Annotated in this window: 10 protein-coding genes; 3 read left to right on the top strand and 7 right to left on the bottom strand. The window is 69.3% G+C overall.

Annotated features, from left to right (window positions below):
- Positions 1-170: 170 nt before the first annotated feature.
- Entirely contained in the window at positions 171-425 is a 255-nt protein-coding gene (locus LQ771_RS06865; RefSeq protein WP_231351600.1) for a hypothetical protein, read from the top strand.
- Positions 426-689: 264 nt separating this feature from the next.
- Here the strand turns inward: LQ771_RS06865 and LQ771_RS06860 are convergent, their stop codons facing one another.
- The 3 genes from LQ771_RS06860 to LQ771_RS06850 are packed head-to-tail and all read right to left on the bottom strand — an operon-like array spanning position 690 to position 6,447.
- Positions 690-3,860: an efflux RND transporter permease subunit gene (locus tag LQ771_RS06860; RefSeq protein WP_231351599.1), complete on the bottom strand. Its 3,171-nt coding sequence runs from the start codon at positions 3,858-3,860 to the stop codon at positions 690-692.
- Positions 3,857-5,176: an efflux RND transporter periplasmic adaptor subunit gene (locus LQ771_RS06855; RefSeq protein WP_231351598.1), complete on the bottom strand. Its 1,320-nt coding sequence runs from the start codon at positions 5,174-5,176 to the stop codon at positions 3,857-3,859. The genes LQ771_RS06860 and LQ771_RS06855 overlap by 4 nt, the downstream gene beginning before the upstream one ends.
- A complete protein-coding gene (locus tag LQ771_RS06850; protein ID WP_231351597.1) occupies positions 5,173-6,447 on the bottom strand; it encodes a TolC family protein in 1,275 nt (424 codons plus the stop codon). The genes LQ771_RS06855 and LQ771_RS06850 overlap by 4 nt, the downstream gene beginning before the upstream one ends.
- A gap of 617 nt (positions 6,448-7,064) precedes the next feature.
- On the opposite strand from LQ771_RS06850, the gene LQ771_RS06845 reads away from it, so the two are divergent.
- Positions 7,065-9,584: an NAD-dependent epimerase/dehydratase family protein gene (locus LQ771_RS06845; protein WP_231351596.1), complete on the top strand. Its 2,520-nt coding sequence runs from the start codon at positions 7,065-7,067 to the stop codon at positions 9,582-9,584.
- 474 nt (positions 9,585-10,058) lie between these two features.
- On the top strand, positions 10,059-10,766 hold the full coding sequence (locus LQ771_RS06840) for a hypothetical protein (RefSeq protein WP_231351595.1): 708 nt from the start codon (positions 10,059-10,061) through the stop codon (positions 10,764-10,766).
- A gap of 168 nt (positions 10,767-10,934) precedes the next feature.
- Here LQ771_RS06840 and LQ771_RS06835 read toward each other — a convergent pair whose 3' ends face one another.
- From LQ771_RS06835 to LQ771_RS06820, 4 genes are all read right to left on the bottom strand, one after another.
- Complete coding sequence (locus tag LQ771_RS06835; RefSeq protein WP_231351868.1) at positions 10,935-11,384, bottom strand: DUF411 domain-containing protein; 450 nt, start codon at positions 11,382-11,384, stop codon at positions 10,935-10,937.
- A complete protein-coding gene (locus LQ771_RS06830) occupies positions 11,384-12,469 on the bottom strand; it encodes a c-type cytochrome (RefSeq protein ID WP_231351594.1) in 1,086 nt (361 codons plus the stop codon). Before LQ771_RS06830 ends, LQ771_RS06835 begins: the two co-directional genes overlap by 1 nt.
- An 11-nt stretch (positions 12,470-12,480) precedes the next feature.
- On the bottom strand, positions 12,481-13,620 hold the full coding sequence (locus LQ771_RS06825) for a copper resistance protein B (RefSeq protein WP_231351593.1): 1,140 nt from the start codon (positions 13,618-13,620) through the stop codon (positions 12,481-12,483).
- A gap of 353 nt (positions 13,621-13,973) precedes the next feature.
- Positions 13,974-15,776 (bottom strand): copper resistance system multicopper oxidase, encoded by a 1,803-nt coding sequence (locus LQ771_RS06820; RefSeq protein WP_231351592.1) that lies wholly within the window; start codon positions 15,774-15,776, stop codon positions 13,974-13,976.
- Between the last annotated feature and the right edge of the window lie 86 nt (positions 15,777-15,862).

Here is a 15,862-nt window from a genome sequence, read left to right as displayed (position 1 = left end):
GGCATAGCCGTCGCCGGATCATGCCCGTCCTTTCCGGTCATTGCGCCGGCGGCTGCGATCCGGCGGGCGGCCGTCGGCGGTCGACGAAGGGAGCGGACGCGGATGGCTGAACCCGCACCGGCAGTACTCGCCACCATGCACGGCACCCGCGCGGTGAAAGGAGATGGCGGATGACTGCGGTCGATCGACTGGAACAGGCCGAGCAGCGGATCGAATGGGTGTTGTCACACCCAGGCACCAGTGACTGGCTGAAGGCATGCCTGCGCACATTGCGGTTGCATCACCCGGTCCAGGCCCTCAATGACCTGGAGGTGCTGGACATGCTGGTGCGCGAGCGCTCCATTGCACTGATCGACGGTCTGCTGGCGCCTGCGGCGCAAACCGACGGACCGCCTTCCTCCCGGCCCGTCCGCTGGGCCAGGTGACGCCAGCGACCGGCCGCGCGCGCCGGCGATGGGTGGCGGACGCCGTGACGCACCGTCCGATCGGGCTTGGCCCGGCAGGCATCAAACGGATGGGCCGAAACCTCTTCGGGTAGCCCTTGCGTCGTGACGCTGCCGCATGCGGAACCGAACGCGTCGCGCACGGCGCGATCCTGTTTGCCGCACGGCTGGCCAGACCACCAACATGCGCACGCCCAACGGCGGCTTTGCGGCGGTGCTCACCACCCACTGAGGCTGCACGGCAGCCTAGCCGTCGCGGGAGCCGGCATGGGACTGGCCGGCTCGATCGCGGCGAAGCCGGCGTCGCAGCAACAGGTGGAACGCGGCCGGCAACACCACCATCGACAGCAGCGGCGCGGTGAGCATGCCGCCGACCATGGGCGCCGCGATACGTTGCATGACCTCCGAGCCTGCACCGTGCCCGAGCAGGATCGGGAACAGGCCCGCGAGGATCACCGCGACGGTCATCGCCTTGGGGCGCACGCGCTGCACCGCGCCTTCGCGGATGGCGGCGTCGAGCGCCGCGGGGCCCGCCTGCGGATCGTGCGCGAGCTGGCGGTCCCAGGCGTGGCGCAGGTAGAGCAGCATGACTACGCCGAACTCCGCCGCCACGCCGGCGAGGGCAATGAAGCCGATCAGGGTCGCCACCGACAGCGCATGGCCGAGCAGCCAGACCAGCCAGAGGCCGCCGACCAGCGAGAGCGGCACGCTGGCCATGATCAGCAGCGCTTCGCTCCAGCGCCGGAACACCGCGTAGATCAGCCCGAAGATGATGACCAGGGCGATCGGCACGACCAGCTTCAGCCGCTGCATGGCGCTGGCCAGGTATTCGAACTGGCCCGACCAGGCGAGTGTCACGCCCGGCGGCAGCGGCACCCGTCGCGTGACCGCACGCTGCAGGTCGGCGACCACGGCCGCCAGATCGCGGCCGGCGTTGTCGACGTAGACGTAGGTGACAAGCTGCCCGTTCTCGCTCTTGAGCATGGGCGGCCCGGCCGCCACCGAGACGTCGGCGACCTGGCCCAGGGTCAGCAGGGCGCCGCCCGGTGCCACGATCGGCAACTGGCGCAGTGCCGCGACCGAGTCGCGCCCGGTACGCGGATAACGCAGCACGATGGGATAACGCTCGCGCCCCTCCACGGTCTGCCCGATCGGCGTGCCGCCGACCACGGTGGCGATCAGCTGCTGCACGTCCGCCTGGGTCAGGCCGTAGCGGGCCGCGTCGAGCGGTCGGATGCGCACGTCGACGTAGCGCCCGCTGGCGGCACGCTCGGCGACCGCGGAGCTCACGCCCGGCACCTGGCGGGCGATGCGCTCGATGCGGTCGGCCACTGCCTGCAGGGTCACCGGATCGGTGCCGAGCACCTTGATGCCGATCGGACTCTTGATGCCGGTGGCCAGCATGTCGATGCGGTTGCGGATCGGTGGCACGAACAGGTTGGTCAGCCCGGGCACCTCGACCGCCTGGTCGAGTTCCTGCCGGAGCTTTTCCATCGTCATGCCCGGGCGCCACTGGCTCCTGGGCTTGAAGGTGATGGTGGTCTCGAACATCTCCAGCGGCGCCGGGTCGGTGGCGGTCTCGGCACGGCCGGCCTTGCCGAACACTTGCGCCACTTCCGGCACCGTCCTGATCATGCGGTCGGTCAGCTGCAGCAACTGGGCCGCCTTGCCGGCGGACAGACCGGGCAGGGCAGTGGGCATGTACAGCAGCGTGCCCTCGTCCATCGCGGGCATGAATTCGCTGCCGAGGCGGCTCAGCGGCAGCAGGGCACTGAGCAGCAACACGCCGGCGACGAGCAGGGTGGCCCTGGGAAACCGCAGCACCGCATCCAGCACGGGCCGGTAGCCGTGGATCAGGCCGCGGTTGATCGGGTTCTCGTGCTCGGCCCGGATATGCCCGCGCACCAGATAGCCCATCAGCACCGGCACCAGCGTTACCGCCAGGCCGGCCGCGGCGGCCATCGCGTAGGTCTTGGTGAAGGCCAGCGGCGAGAACAGCTTGCCTTCCTGGCCCTGCAGCGCGAACACCGGCACGAAGGACAGCGCGATGATCATCAGGCTGACGAACAGTGCCGGTCCGACCTCGGCCGAGGAAGCGGCAACCAGCGACCAGCGCTGCGCACCTTCGGGCTCGCTGCCGCCGTTGGCCTCGCGCCAATGCTCCAGATGCTTGTGCGCGTTCTCGATCATCACCACCGCCGCGTCGACCATGGCGCCGATCGCGATGGCGATGCCGCCCAGCGACATCAGGTTGGCGGACACGCCCTGCAGCTGCATGACGATGAACGCGGCCAGCACGCCAAGCGGCAGGCTGACCACGGCGACCAGCGCCGAGCGCAGGTGGCCCAGGAACAAGGCGCAGACCATGGCGACGACGAGGAACTCCTCGATCAGCTTGCCCCAGACGTTCTCGACCGCCGCGTCGATCAGCTGCGCGCGATCGTAGGTGGGCACGACCTCGACGCCCGGTGGCAGACTGCGCTTCAGTTCCGCGAGTTTGGCCTTGACCGCCTGGATGGCTGCCCTGGCGTTCTTGCCCGAGCGCAGCACGACCACGCCGCCGGCCACTTCGCCCTGGCCGTCCAGCTCGGCGATGCCGCGGCGGAAGGTGGGGCCACGGCGCACGCTGGCCACGTCGCGCAGCAGCACCGGCACGCCCTGGGCATTGGCGGCGACAGGCACCTGCTCGAATGCCTCGCGCGTGCGCAGGTAGCCTTCGCTGCGCACCATCAACTCGGCCTCGCCCTGCTCGATCACCGAACCGCCGCTGGCGCCGTTGGCCGCGCCGATCGCGTCGACCAGCTGCTGCACGGTGATGCCGCGCGCGGCCAGCGCCTGCGGGTCGGGCATGATCTGCCAGGCGCGCTCCATGCCGCCGATGCTGGCCACTTCCGCCACGTCGGGGACGGTCTTGAGCTGGTAGCGCAGGAACCAGTCCTGCAGCGCGCGCAACTGGCCCAGGTCGTGCCGGCCGCTGCGATCGACCAGCGCGTATTCGTAGATCCAGCCCAGCCCGGTCGCATCCGGCCCCAGCGCGGGATTGACCTGGGGCGGCAGGCTGGCGCGCACCTGGCTCAGGTACTCGAGCACGCGCGAGCGAGCCCAGTAGAGGTCGGTGCGGTCGTCGAACAGCACGTAGACGTAGGAGTCGCCGAAGAACGAATAGCCGCGCACCGTCTTCGCACCGGGCACCGACAGCATGGTGGTGGCCAGCGGATAGGTGACCTGGTCCTCGACCACCTGCGGCGACTGCCCGGGCCAGGACGTGCGGATGATCACCTGGGTGTCGGAAAGATCGGGAAGCGCGTCGATCGGCGTGTGCAGCGCGGCGACCACGCCGCCCAGGGCGAGCGCCAGGGCCGCCAGCAGCACGACCAGGCGGTTGCGGATCGACGCACGGATGAGGGCGGCGATCATGGGTGCTTGCCGGTGTGCGCGCCGGGCATGGCGGCGCTGGAGGAGGCGGCCGGTTTGCCATGTGCGTCGTGCAGGTGAGCGGGCGGGACAGGCGCCCTATCAGCGCCGCCGAGCCGATCCAGCGCACCGGACAGGCTGGCCTCCGAATCGATCAGGAACTGCCCGGAGACCACCACCCGCTCGCCGCCGCGCAGGCCCTTCAGGATTTCCGTGTAGCCGCCGGCCGAGCGTCCGGTGCGCACGGCGACCGCGCGGAACCGTCCTTCGCCTTCGGCCAGGATCACCCGACTGCTGTCCGCGCCCGCGACGATCAAGGCATCGTCCGGCACGACCGGCCAGGACTTCGCTGCCGCCGGTTGCAGGCGCACGCTGGCGAACATGCCGGGGCTGAGCGCGCCGTCGGCGTTGTCCACCACGATGCGCACGCGCTGGGTGCGCGTGGCGGCGTCCACCTCCGGCAGCAGGCTCTCCACCGAGCCATGGAACGTTCGCCCCGGCGCCGCGTCGGTGGTGACGCTGGCCAGCGTGCCGTTGCGCACCGTGCCGGCCAGGCCCTGCGGCAGTGCCGCCTCGATCCAGACCGTCGAGAGGCCGTTGACGGTCATCAACGTCTGGCCGGCGCCGACGCGCTGCCCCTCGCGCACCTCCAGGCTGGCGACGACGCCAGCTTGCGGCGCATGCAAGGTAATGGTGGCGCCCGGCCCACCGCTTGCCGAGCGCAGGTCGGCCGCGGAGAGGCCCATCGCATCGAGCCGCGCCCGCGCCGCGGCGCGCAGCGCCCGGCCATCGGCCGACTGCGCATGCTGCAGTGCCCGGTATTCGGCGATGGCGCTGCTCCATTGCGGCGCCAGCAGTTCAGCCAGCGGCTCGCCCTCGGCGACACGGGTGTAGGGCGCCCTGACGTACAGCTGCCGCACGATGGCATCGACCCGGGCACTGACGGTGGAGGCCTGGCGAAGGTCCCAGCCCACGGTGGCGGGCACGTCGATGGTCGCGGTCAGCGACCGCCGCTCGACGGTCGCGGTGCGTATGCCGAGGTTCTGCACCGTGGCCGGATCGATGCGCACGCTGCCGGCGCTTTCCCCGTCGGCGTACCTGGGCACCGTCTGCATGCCCATGGGCGACAGGCCCGGATGATCGAAGTGCTGGCCGGGCACCATCGGGTCGTACCAGTACAGCACCTTGCGCTGCGGCTTGATCGCCACGTCGGTGCCGGCGGGTGCGGCAGGCACCTGACGGCGGCCGACCAGATAGCCGGCCGCGAGCAGCGCCAGTGCAAGGGCGACCAGGGCAAGCAGGATCAACGGGCGCTTCATGGCGCGCGCTCCTTCGAAGGCATCAGGTAGGCCAGTGCGGCCCAGGCCCTGGCGTGGGCGGCCAGCGCATCGGCATAGGCCAGGCGGTGCTCGATCTGGTCGCGGCGCGCGTCCAGCCAGGGTTGCAGGTCGCCGCCGCCGCGGTAGGCGGCCAGCGCGGTGCTCACCCGGTCGTGATCCAGCGGCAGCAGCGTGTCGCGATAGCGCGCGAGCTGCGCGCCCCAGCCCCGCCAGTCCGCGACGGCGCGCTCCACAGCTTCGCGCTGGGCACGGCGCGCGTCCTCGTGGGCGAATGCCACCGCATCGCGCTGCGCCTGCCGCGCGCTGATGTCCCGGTCCTGCCGGTTGCGGGTGAACAGCGGCAGGCTCACGCCGACCTGCAGCATCACCATGTCCGAACGGCCGAGGGCGCGCTGGCCATAGCTGGCGCTCACGCTCCAGTCCGGATGCTTCGCGGCGCGTGCGCGGTCCAGTTCCGCCTGCGCCAGTTGCTCGCGCGCCTGCCAGGCCTGCAGGGGCGCCTGGCGGTCGAGGTCGTGCTCCAGCGCCTCCGGTGAGACGGGGAGGCGGTCGAAGTCGGGCGCTTCTGCGAGCGTGGGGGCGGGAGCCTCGAGCCAGCGTTGCAGGCTGGCGCGTGCCCCGGCCCGTTCCGCTTCGACGCCGACGAGTCGGTTGTCCAGCGACGCGGCTTCGGCGCGGGCGGCGAGGGCGTCGGTGGCACTGCCGCCGCCGCCGCGCAGGCGTGCCTGGATGAGCTCGACGGCCAGGACGCTTTCCCCGCGGAGTTCTTCCAGCAGGTCGCGCTTGCGCTGCGCCGCCCACAGCGCGATCCAGGCGTCCGCCACGCGCTGGCGGACGTCCTGCGCGGTGAGCATGCGTTGTGCTTCGACCGCGCCGATGCGGGCGTCGGCAAGGCCCCGCTCGGCCTCGCGCGACGCGCGCGACGGGATCGCCTGCATCACGCCGAGCGTGCGCATGGTCATCGGGTCCGAGGTGATGCTGTAGGCCCCGGGCCCGGTGACGGGATAGTTCGTAACGCCGAGGGTCAGCGAAGGATCCGGCAGGCGGCCGGCACGCATGGCCTCTTCGCGGGCCGCGTCGATGTCGGCGCGGCCCGCGGCCAGCAGTGGCGCCCTGGTCGTGCCCTGGCGGACCGCCTCATCGAGCGTCAATGGTTTTTCGGCGGCGTGCACCGCTGCGGCCATCACCCCGGCGAGGGTCATGGCCAGGCCCAGCGCGGCGGTGCGCCAGACAAAAGAACGGGAAGACATGGCGCTACTTCCGAAGATCGAGGACATCCCGCGCCCGCAGGCACGGGGACGCAGCTGGATCAGCCGCGGTCTAGATCAGGAGCGAGCAGAACAGGAGAGGAGCGGGTGGCGGCGGTGCGCGCAACCGGTCCAACCGCGCCGATATACGCCCACGCGGGGCGCGAGCCATGGGCAGGATCGGCAACGGCGGCGGGAGGGCGGCCAGCAGGCTCGGAGGTACCGAATGAGTGCGGGCTTCCGGCTGGGCTGCATGGTCCGCCTGGCAATGGGCCTGACACATGGGGGCCTGGTTGGGCTGCGCGTGCATCGAGCCGCAATCGACGTCAGAGGCAGCGTGATGGGACGTCGCGTGCATCGGCGGCATGCCAGCCCCGGGTGCCATGGAGCAGGCGTATGCCGCCAGCGCCACCTGCTGCCAGAACAGCAGCAACGCCACCAGCCACGAGAGCTGGCGGCGGGTGCGGGGACGGAGGCGATGCTTGCGACGCATGGCGTCATCGTACACCTCCGATCGCAGCCGGACGCGGGTCCAGGGTTCGTCGGCGCTTCACGATCCTCTCACCGACATGCGACAGCGAGGCCGCGAGGGTAGGGCCCGGTTCAAGGGAGCGTTGTCGATGACCAGCCGTGACAAACCGGTCGTGTTGATTACCGGGTCCGCGGGCTTTCTCGGGCGTGCGCTGGTCCGGCGCCTTGCCAGGGAATACTCGCTGGTCGGCCTGGATCGCCCGGGCTTCCCGCGCAGCGATGCGATCGAGCGACTGGCCTGTGACCTGGCCGACGAAGCCTCGGTCAGGCAAGCGGTGGAGGAGGTGCGCAAGCGCTTCGGCACGCACGTGGCGTCGGTGGTCCACCTGGCCGGCTACTTCGACCTCAGCGGCACCCCGAACCCGCTGTACGAACGCGTCAACGTCGAGGGCAGCCGGCGTCTGATCGACGCCCTGGCGGACTTCGGCGTGGAGCAGTTCGTCTTCGCGAGCACGATGCTGGTCCATCAGCCCAGGCAAGGTCCCGGCGAACCGATCGACGAGGACTCGCCGCTGGGCGCCACCTGGGCCTATCCGGAATCCAAGCTCGAGGCGGAAGCGGCCCTGCGGGCAAGCCGCGGCTCCATCCCGCTCGTGCTGATGCGCATCGCCGGGGTGTATGACGACCGGGCACATTCGCCGTTCCTCGCCGAACAGATCGCCCGCATCTACGAGGGCGGGGTGCTGTCCCACGTCTACCCCGGGATGCTGTGCGCCGGGCAGTCGTTCGTGCACGTCGACGACCTGGCGGAGGCCTTCGCGCGGGTGATTGCCCGGCGCGGCGAACTGCCGGCGGAGTGGCCGGTGCTGGTGGGCGAGCCCGAGGCACTGGGCTACGGCGAGATCCAGAACATCGTCGGTCGGTCGCTGCGCGGCGAGTCCTGGAAGACGGTGCGGGTACCCGAGCGCTTGGCCGAGGTCGGCGTGTGGCTGCAGGCGAACGTGCTGGGGGAGGATGAGTTCATCCAGCCCTGGATGGTCGAGCAGGCCAACGACCACTACCTGCTCGACACCCGCCGGGCGCGCGAGGTGCTGGGCTGGGCACCGACGCACACGCTGCGCGAGACCCTGCCGCAAATGACCGACGCGCTGAGTCGCGACCCGGTCGGCTGGTACGAGACCAACAAGCTCGACGCCTCGCGCGTGGCATGGCGACAGCCCAGACACGAGAAGGCGCACGGCCACGAGGAAGGCGGCCACGGGCAGATGGACCATGGGCAGTCGTCAATGCGCTGGCCGCACCTGGCCAATATCGGCCTGGGCCTCTGGCTGATGACCAGTCCCTGGGTCACCGGCGCGATGGATCCCTCCACCATCACGCGCCGGCTGTACGAGGTCACGCTGGAGCGCCAGTTGCCCCCGGTCGAATGGCGCGCGGCGGCGGCTGCCTGGAGCGACGTCATCAGCGGTCTGGCGATCGTCATTGCCGGCGCCCTGTCGCTGTCCCGCCGCACCGCCTGGTTCGGGCAGTGGGCGGTGGCGGTGGTCGGCACCTGGCTGCTGTTCGCGCCGCTGGTGCTGTGGAGCCCCAGTGCCGCGCAGTTCCAGAACGACCTGCTGGTCGGCGCGCTGGCGATCGCCTTCTCGGTACTGGTGGTGATGATGCCCGGCATGAGCATGGAGGGGATGATGGACCGCAAGGTCATTCCTCCCGGCTGGAGCTACTGTCCCTCGACCGGGGCGCAGCGCCTGCCGATCGCCGCCCTCGGCCTGGTCGGCCTGCTGATCTCGCGCATGCTCGCCGCCTACCAGCTCGGCCACGTGTCGTCGGTGTGGGAGCCGTTCTTCGCCGGCAGCCTGGCCGACCCGCGCAACGGCACCGAGGAAATCATCACTTCCAGCGTGTCGAAGGCCTGGCCGATCCCGGACGCCGGCCTGGGCACGGTCAGCTACATGCTCGAAATACTCATGGCGGTGATGGGCACCCGCGCGCGCTGGCGCACCATGCCCTGGATGGTGACCTTCTTCGGCATCCTGGTGATCCCGCTGGGCGTGGTCAGCATCTACTTCATCATCATCCAGCCAATCGTCATCGGCACCTGGAGCACGCCGGCACTGGTCGCGGCGCTGGCGATGGTGGCGATGATTCCCTTCGCGCTGGACGAGGTCATCGCGATGGGGCAGTACCTGCTCTGGACCTGGCGCCGCGGCAAGCCCCTGCTGGCCACGTTCTTCCGCGGCGGTGCGGTGGAAGGTGGCGAGGAGAGCCAGGACGACCATCTCACCGGCGTCTCGCCGTTCTGGCAGGACGCGCGCCGCGGCATGGGGCTGCCGTGGACACTCGCGGCGAGCATGGCCATCGGCGTATTCCTCATGTGCACCCGGCTGGCGCTCGGCTCGTCCGGCGAGATGGCCAACAGCGACCACGTGACTGGCGCGCTGACGATCACCGTCGCGATCATCGCCACGGCGGAAGTGGCCCGTGCGTTGCGGCTGGCGAACGTGCTTTTCGGCGGCTGGCTGCTGGTCGCGCCATGGGTCCTGCACGGGCATTCGACCGTGGCCACCGGCGTCAGCGTGGCCCTGGGTGTCGCACTGATCGGGCTGAGCCTTCCGCGCGGACCACGCAGCCGGGAGCACTACGCCGGCTGGGATCGGTTTGTCGTTTAGCGCGTCGGCCCCGAGATGCGTCGGAACGCGTTGGTCCGACCCGGCAACCACGCGGGCGCGCCAGTGGCGATGCGCCGTCCAAACTTCCGCGCGAGTGAAACGAAGGCCCTCGCCAGGGAATGCAATTGGGACACACGGGATTGCCTGCCGGTGCACCTGCATCATTCCTCGACCGTGCCGGTCGACGCAGCCGTGGCATGGCGTCGCGCAAGACCTGCGCTAGCTGCTCGGGGACGTACATCCAAAAGAGCCCGCGACGCCTTCCAAGCAGACGCGGCTGCAGGCTCATTAACGCCACCTAGACCGCTTCTGCGTTCGACTCCGTGAACCGTGTGCCCCATCGGGACCCAGGGAACCGGGAGCAAGTCCGTGGAACCTCTGAAATGCGGCCAAGCGAGCGGGTGGATCGGTACGGGTCACGCGTCCAGACGGGCCTGGCTGCGGGAGGTCATGGCGACCGCAGGAGCTCCAGCGATGCTGGCCACCCTCGAGGTTTTCCACCCGCACCCGGAAGACCTCATGAGACTGGACGTGCGGACCTGGCTCACCGTGCACTACATCCAGGTACCGCTCTTTGCCTTGTCGGCGCTTGCCATTGCGAGGCTGGTGCGCACGCGTGGCGACATGGCCGCGGCGGTATGTCGTCTGGCGGTTTTCGTCTTCGCCATCAGCTTCGTGGTGTTCGATACGGCCGCGGGAATCGTGGTCGGAAGTCTCGTGCAAATCGCGCAGGCATCGAGTACGCCAGCACTCTGGCGAACACCGGTCGACGCCATCTGGATGCATCCGATACTGGGGGGAACCGACAGCCCGACGCTCGCGATCGTCGGCAGGCTGGCGTTGGCGACCGGGACGATCGCCGGCGCCATATCACTCCGGCGCGCCGGGCGGCCACTGGGGCCTGTCCTGTTGCTGGCACTTTCCGGTTGCGTGATGGAGGTCTTCCACAATCACTCCTGGCCGGGCGGCCCGCTGACGTTCGGGGGCATCGCCGTCGCGGCTGTCTGGCTGCAGCTGACACGGCCCGCTCCCTCCGCCGCGCTCAATGAAGCGGCGGAATCGCTGCAGCGCGCGGCTGGCCCATCCGCAGCCGAACCACCTGCCGACCCGGCACCGGTGAATGCCGGGCAGCCGGCTCTTGGGACGCCGCCGCGACCGACGTACCGGCACCGCGCTCAATAGGCGGCAACCAGGCCAAGGTCGGTGCCTCTGCATTTGCGGCAGGAGCACAGCGGACCTGGATTGCCCGTTGTCGCACCGGACGACCGCGCGATGCCTGCATCTCGGTCAGGATTCACTCGAAAGGTTTCCCTTCCGGGATGCTTCACTGGCATCGGCTTGGGGCCGCAATCAGGTTGCCGGTCCATGGGTTGCGAATGGCCGGGTGCTGCCATCCGGTCCGATCAGCACCACGGTGTAGCGCTGCGGTGGCCCCATCTCCATGCCGGGCGACCCCATGGGCATGCCCGGGGCCGCAAGACCCCGGGCGCGAGGCCGTTCGGCGAGCAGGCGGCGGATGTCCTCGACTGGCACATGGCCTTCAATGACGTAGCCGCCCACGACCGCCGTGTGACAGGAGGCGGCTCGATCCGGCACGCCCAGCCGCGCCTTTACCGCGGGCATGACGGCCTCGTCGTGGACGACGGGTGCGAAGCCGTGGCTTTTCAGGTAGGCGATCCAGGCCTCGCAGCAGCCGCACGACGGATCGCGGTAGACCTCGGCGGTCTGGGTTGCGAAGGCGGGCAGGGCGACCAGGCCCCAACCGAGCACCAGGCCACCCAACAGGCGCTTGAGCGACATCATTGCGGCATCTCCTCGGGCACGGACTGCCAATGCACCGCAGAGATCTTCCACGCCGAGCGATTCTTCTCCAGCGTCAGACGCTCCGTGCTGCGGATCGCGATCGGCTTGCCGTGGTCGGTCGTAACGATCCGGCTGTCGCTGGCGACCATGGCGGTATCGCCCATGGGCATGGATCCCATCCACAGCGGCGTCACCTCGGCCTCCTTCAGGAAGGCCAGGTCCTCACCCAGGTGGTGCGCCGCGTAATCCTCCGGTGATTGCGTCTGGCCGGCTTCGCTGATGGTGGCATCCGGAGTCAGCAGACCCAGCACGGCCGCCCGATCGCCCTGTTCCAGCGCGCTGTGGAAGGCCCGTGCTGCCGCTTCCGCAGCGGGCGCGGCTCCGGGCGTATACCCGTCCCTCGACCCGGTTCGGGTATCGGCGGACGCGTCCGCGTGACCGTGACCATCATCCTGGCTGGAGCCGACCGTGCTGCCGTCCTCGGCGTGGTGGTGCCCTCCGGCATCGTCACCGCCATGGTTGTGATGGTGGCCACCGTCGCCATCGCTCATCTCCATGTCCTCGTCCGGCGGCGCCTTGGCGACCATGTCCCGGTACTGCTGCGGCGTCATGTCGGGCAGCTTCTGCAGGAAGGCGACCATGCTCCAGATCGTCTCGTCGTCATGGCTGGTGCCCCAGGCCGGCATGGCGCTCATCTTGATGCCGTGCTTGATGACCCAGAAGGCCTCCTTTGGAGCCACGCGGACCTGCGAGAGCTTGGGGGGCTGCGGATAGAGACCGGGACGGATTTCCGAATCGCCCGCGCCCGGCTTGAGGTGGCAGTCGGTGCACATCGCAGCGTACTGGCCAGCACCCTTGAGGATGAGCTGCGGGTCCTCGAGGTTGGGGACCTGGATATCGTCCGAGCGGACATGGATCGAGCGCTCGCGCAGAGTCTCCAGCAGCGAGTAAACCGGGCGCGTGTGGTGAGCGTCCGCGCCGATGTCGTAGAGCCCCGAATAGACGAAGGCGAGGCCCGCGACGATCAGGAACGCCAACACCGCGACGACGGCGATGATGTAGTGCTTGAGATGCTGTTTCACGGATGCCTCCGTCAGAACCAGATACGGAAACCGGCCACCCATTGCCGGTCGAAGATGCCCTCGCCCTCGGCCCGTGCGAAGTCGGCGGTGCCACCGAAGCGACGCGTCCAGACGACGCCGATGTAGGGCGCGAACTCGCGTCGGATTTCGTAGCGTAACCGCAGGCCGAACTCGGCGTCGGACAAGCCGGCGCCCAGGCGGCGGGCAGGGTCGCTCCTGCCGTAGAGGTTGGCTTCCAGTTCCGGCTGGAGGATCAGGCGCTGCGTGAGGAGCAGTTCGTACTCGATCCGCACCCGCGCCGCCGTACGACCGGCAGGCCCCACATAACCGGTCGCTTCCGTCTCGAACCAGTACGGCGCCAGTCCCTGGATGCCGAAGGCCGCCCAGGTCCGATCCGGGCCGCGTCCGGCATCGGCGCGCACGCCCGACTGCGTGTTCCAGAAACTGGCGACGGCATGGCTCCAGAGCACCTCCAGATCGCCGCTCTCCAAAGCACCACCGGTGCGCTCGCCTTCGGTGCGCAACCAGAGTTTGTCGTAGTCGTTGCCGTACCAGCCCTCCGCCTCCCAGCGCTGGCCGCTGCTGTCCTTGCCGTGGAAGGCTTCCAGCTGGTTCAACATCACCTTGGTGAGGCGCGGATTGTCTTCCATCGCCATGTCCAGCCCGTGGGAGGGTCCGAGGCCCACGCCCGCCGAGTAGTCCGGATCGCGCGCGTCCGCGGGAGGGCTGCCGCCTTGCATCGGGCCCATCTCCATGCCCGTCGATTTCCCCGGTGTCGGGTCGTGATCCATGTTCCGCATGGAGCCGTGATCCGTCTCACGCATGGAGCCATGGTCCATGCCCTGCATCGCGCCATGGTCCATGCCCCGCATCGAGTCGTGGTCCATGCCCCGCATCGCGCCATGATCCATGCCCTGCATCGCACCATGATCCATGCCCTGCATCGAGTCGTGGTCCATGCCCTGCATCGCGCCATGATCCATGCCCTGCATCGCACCATGATCCATGCCCTGCATCGCACCATGATCCATGCCCTGCATCGAGTCGTGGTCCATGCCCTGCATCGCACCATGGTCCATGCCCTGCATCGCGCCATGGTCCATGCCCTGCATCGCACCATGGTCCATGCCCTGCATCGCACCATGGTCCATGCTTCGCGTTACCTGCATGGCATCCGGCGGTGAGACCTGATGGGTCGCGTCCGTCTTTTCAGCCGTCGGCGGATTCGGGGCTGCCGCGGGAGCGGCGGTCGGGCCCATCCGGTGCCCGTGATGCATGGATGAAGGCGCAACCTTCGCAGCGGGCGCAGCCGGCATCACCGTGCCGGCTGTGGCCGGCATCGCCATGCCTTCCATGCTGCCGTCGTCCATGTTCGGCATGGCGTCCATGGGTGTGCTGGAGGTCGGGGCGGGAGCCGTCTGTGCGCGGCCGGCAAGCGGCATCGACGCAAGCAAGGCCGCGGCCAGCGCCAGGCTCGTCAACAAGCGGAAACGAGGGAAGCGCCTCATGACACCACCACCTCGCGGAACATGCCCGCCTCCATGTGGTACATCAGGTGGCAGTGGTAGGCCCAGCGTCCTGGATTGTCGGCGGTCACCCGGTAGCTGATCCGCTGTGCCGGCTGCACGTTGACGGTGTGTTTCCGGGCGATGAACCGACCCTGCGGATCTTCCAGCTCGCTGAACATGCCGTGCAGGTGGATCGGGTGGTTCATCATGGTGTCGTTGACCAGGACGATGCGCAGGCGCTCGCCGAAGTTGAAGTGCACGGGTTTCGCCTCGGAGAACTTCTGGCCGTCGAACGACCACATGAAGCGTTCCATGTTGCCCGTCAGGTGCAGTTCGATCTCGCGCTCGGGCTCGCGGGGGTCGATCGGGCCGTCCAGCGAGCGCAGGTCCGCGTAGGTCAGCACCCGCCGCCCGTTGTCGCGCAGGCCCACGCCCGGATCGTCCAGGCTGGTGCGGGGCATGTCGACGCGCATGTCAACGCCCGGCCCGTATTCGGTACGGGCGTGGCGGACCCGGAACGTGCCGTCCGCGGTCATTGCGCCTGGCCCACGCGTGCCGGACATGTCCATGCCCGGCATGCCGCCCGCCGCCTCGCCGAGCATCTCGTGCATCGCGCCCTGCTGATGGTCGCCATGACCGGCGGCGCCCATGGGCATCGCACCCATCATGTCCTTCATGCTCAGCCACACGCGCGGGTCGACGGCCGGGACGTCCGCCTCCATGCCCTCGCGTGGGGCCAGGGTGCCGCGGGCGTAGCCCGTGCGATCGATCGCCTGTGCGAACAACGTGTAGGCGCGCTCGTCCTGCGGCTCCACGACCACATCGTAGGTTTCGGCCACGGAGATCCGGAACTCGTCCACTGGCACGGGCGCCACGTCCTGGCCATCGGCCGAGATCACCGTCATCTTCAGGCCTGGAATGCGCACGTCGAAGATGGTGGAGGCGGAGCCGTTGATGAAGCGCAGGCGGATCTTCTCACCCGGCTTGAACAGCCCCGTCCAATTGCCGGCCGGCGCCTGGCCGTTCATCAGGTACGTGTAGGTATGGCCGCCAACGTCCGACAGGTCGGTCGGATTCATGCGCATCCGGTTCCACATCCTGCGCCGGGCCAGGGCCTCGCCCAGGCCCATCCGGCGCGCGTCGCGGAGGAAGTCCGGCGCGGTCGGCTGGTGGAAGTTGTAGTAGTCGCTCTGCTTCTTGAGCCTGACGTAGATGCGCTCGGGATCCTCGTCCGTCCAGTCGTTGAGCATGACCACGTAATCGCGGTCGGTCGGATAGCGCTCGGGGCCGGCCGGCTCGATCACGAGCGGGCCGAACAGGCCCGTCTGTTCCTGGAAGCCCGAATGCGAGTGGTACCAGTAGGTGCCCGACTGGCGCACCGCGAAGCGGTAGACGAAGGTCTCCCCGGGCGCGATGCCGTCGAACGAGATGCCGGGCACGCCATCCATCTGGAAGGGCAGGACGATGCCGTGCCAGTGGATCGAGGTGGGCACGCGAAGGCGGTTGGTGACGCGCAAGGCGACCGTGGTGCCTTCCTTCCAGCGCAGGAGCGGCCCCGGCACGCTGCCATTGACGGTCGTGGCCAGGCGCGCTGCGCCCGTGTAGTTGACGGGTGTCTCGGCTACCTCGAGATGGAAATCGGTGCCGGCGAGCACGGTGGGCTGGCCCGGGCTGGTCAGGGCCCAGACCCTGCCAGGGCGGAGCAGGCCCAGGCCGGCCACGGCGCCTCCCAGGGCTACGCCCTGGACGAAACGCCGCCGCGACAGGTCGGTCGCGGCAGGGGGAATGCGGGACTTCATGAACTCTCCAAATGCCAAGCTTCGCGGCGTTCGCGCGATCGGTGCCGCGTTTGACGCACCGGGCGCCCTACGCACGCATGGGGTCT

Origin of the sequence: Frateuria soli (genome assembly GCF_021117385.1) — a bacterium.
GTDB lineage: Bacteria > Pseudomonadota > Gammaproteobacteria > Xanthomonadales > Rhodanobacteraceae > Frateuria_A > Frateuria_A soli.
Note: the sequence above shows the minus strand (reverse complement) of the source record. Positions and strands in the feature narration are given on the sequence as shown.

Coding starts and splice junctions, on each gene's coding strand:
- LQ771_RS06865 (WP_231351600.1), top strand. CDS start 171: ATGACTGCGGTCGATCGACTGGAACAGGCCGAGCAGCGGATCGAATGG.
- LQ771_RS06860 (WP_231351599.1), bottom strand. CDS start 3,860: ATGATCGCCGCCCTCATCCGTGCGTCGATCCGCAACCGCCTGGTCGTG.
- LQ771_RS06855 (WP_231351598.1), bottom strand. CDS start 5,176: ATGAAGCGCCCGTTGATCCTGCTTGCCCTGGTCGCCCTTGCACTGGCG.
- LQ771_RS06850 (WP_231351597.1), bottom strand. CDS start 6,447: ATGTCTTCCCGTTCTTTTGTCTGGCGCACCGCCGCGCTGGGCCTGGCC.
- LQ771_RS06845 (WP_231351596.1), top strand. CDS start 7,065: ATGACCAGCCGTGACAAACCGGTCGTGTTGATTACCGGGTCCGCGGGC.
- LQ771_RS06840 (WP_231351595.1), top strand. CDS start 10,059: ATGCTGGCCACCCTCGAGGTTTTCCACCCGCACCCGGAAGACCTCATG.
- LQ771_RS06835 (WP_231351868.1), bottom strand. CDS start 11,384: ATGTCGCTCAAGCGCCTGTTGGGTGGCCTGGTGCTCGGTTGGGGCCTG.
- LQ771_RS06825 (WP_231351593.1), bottom strand. CDS start 13,620: ATGGACCATGGTGCGATGCAGGGCATGGACCATGGTGCGATGCAGGGC.
- LQ771_RS06820 (WP_231351592.1), bottom strand. CDS start 15,776: ATGAAGTCCCGCATTCCCCCTGCCGCGACCGACCTGTCGCGGCGGCGT.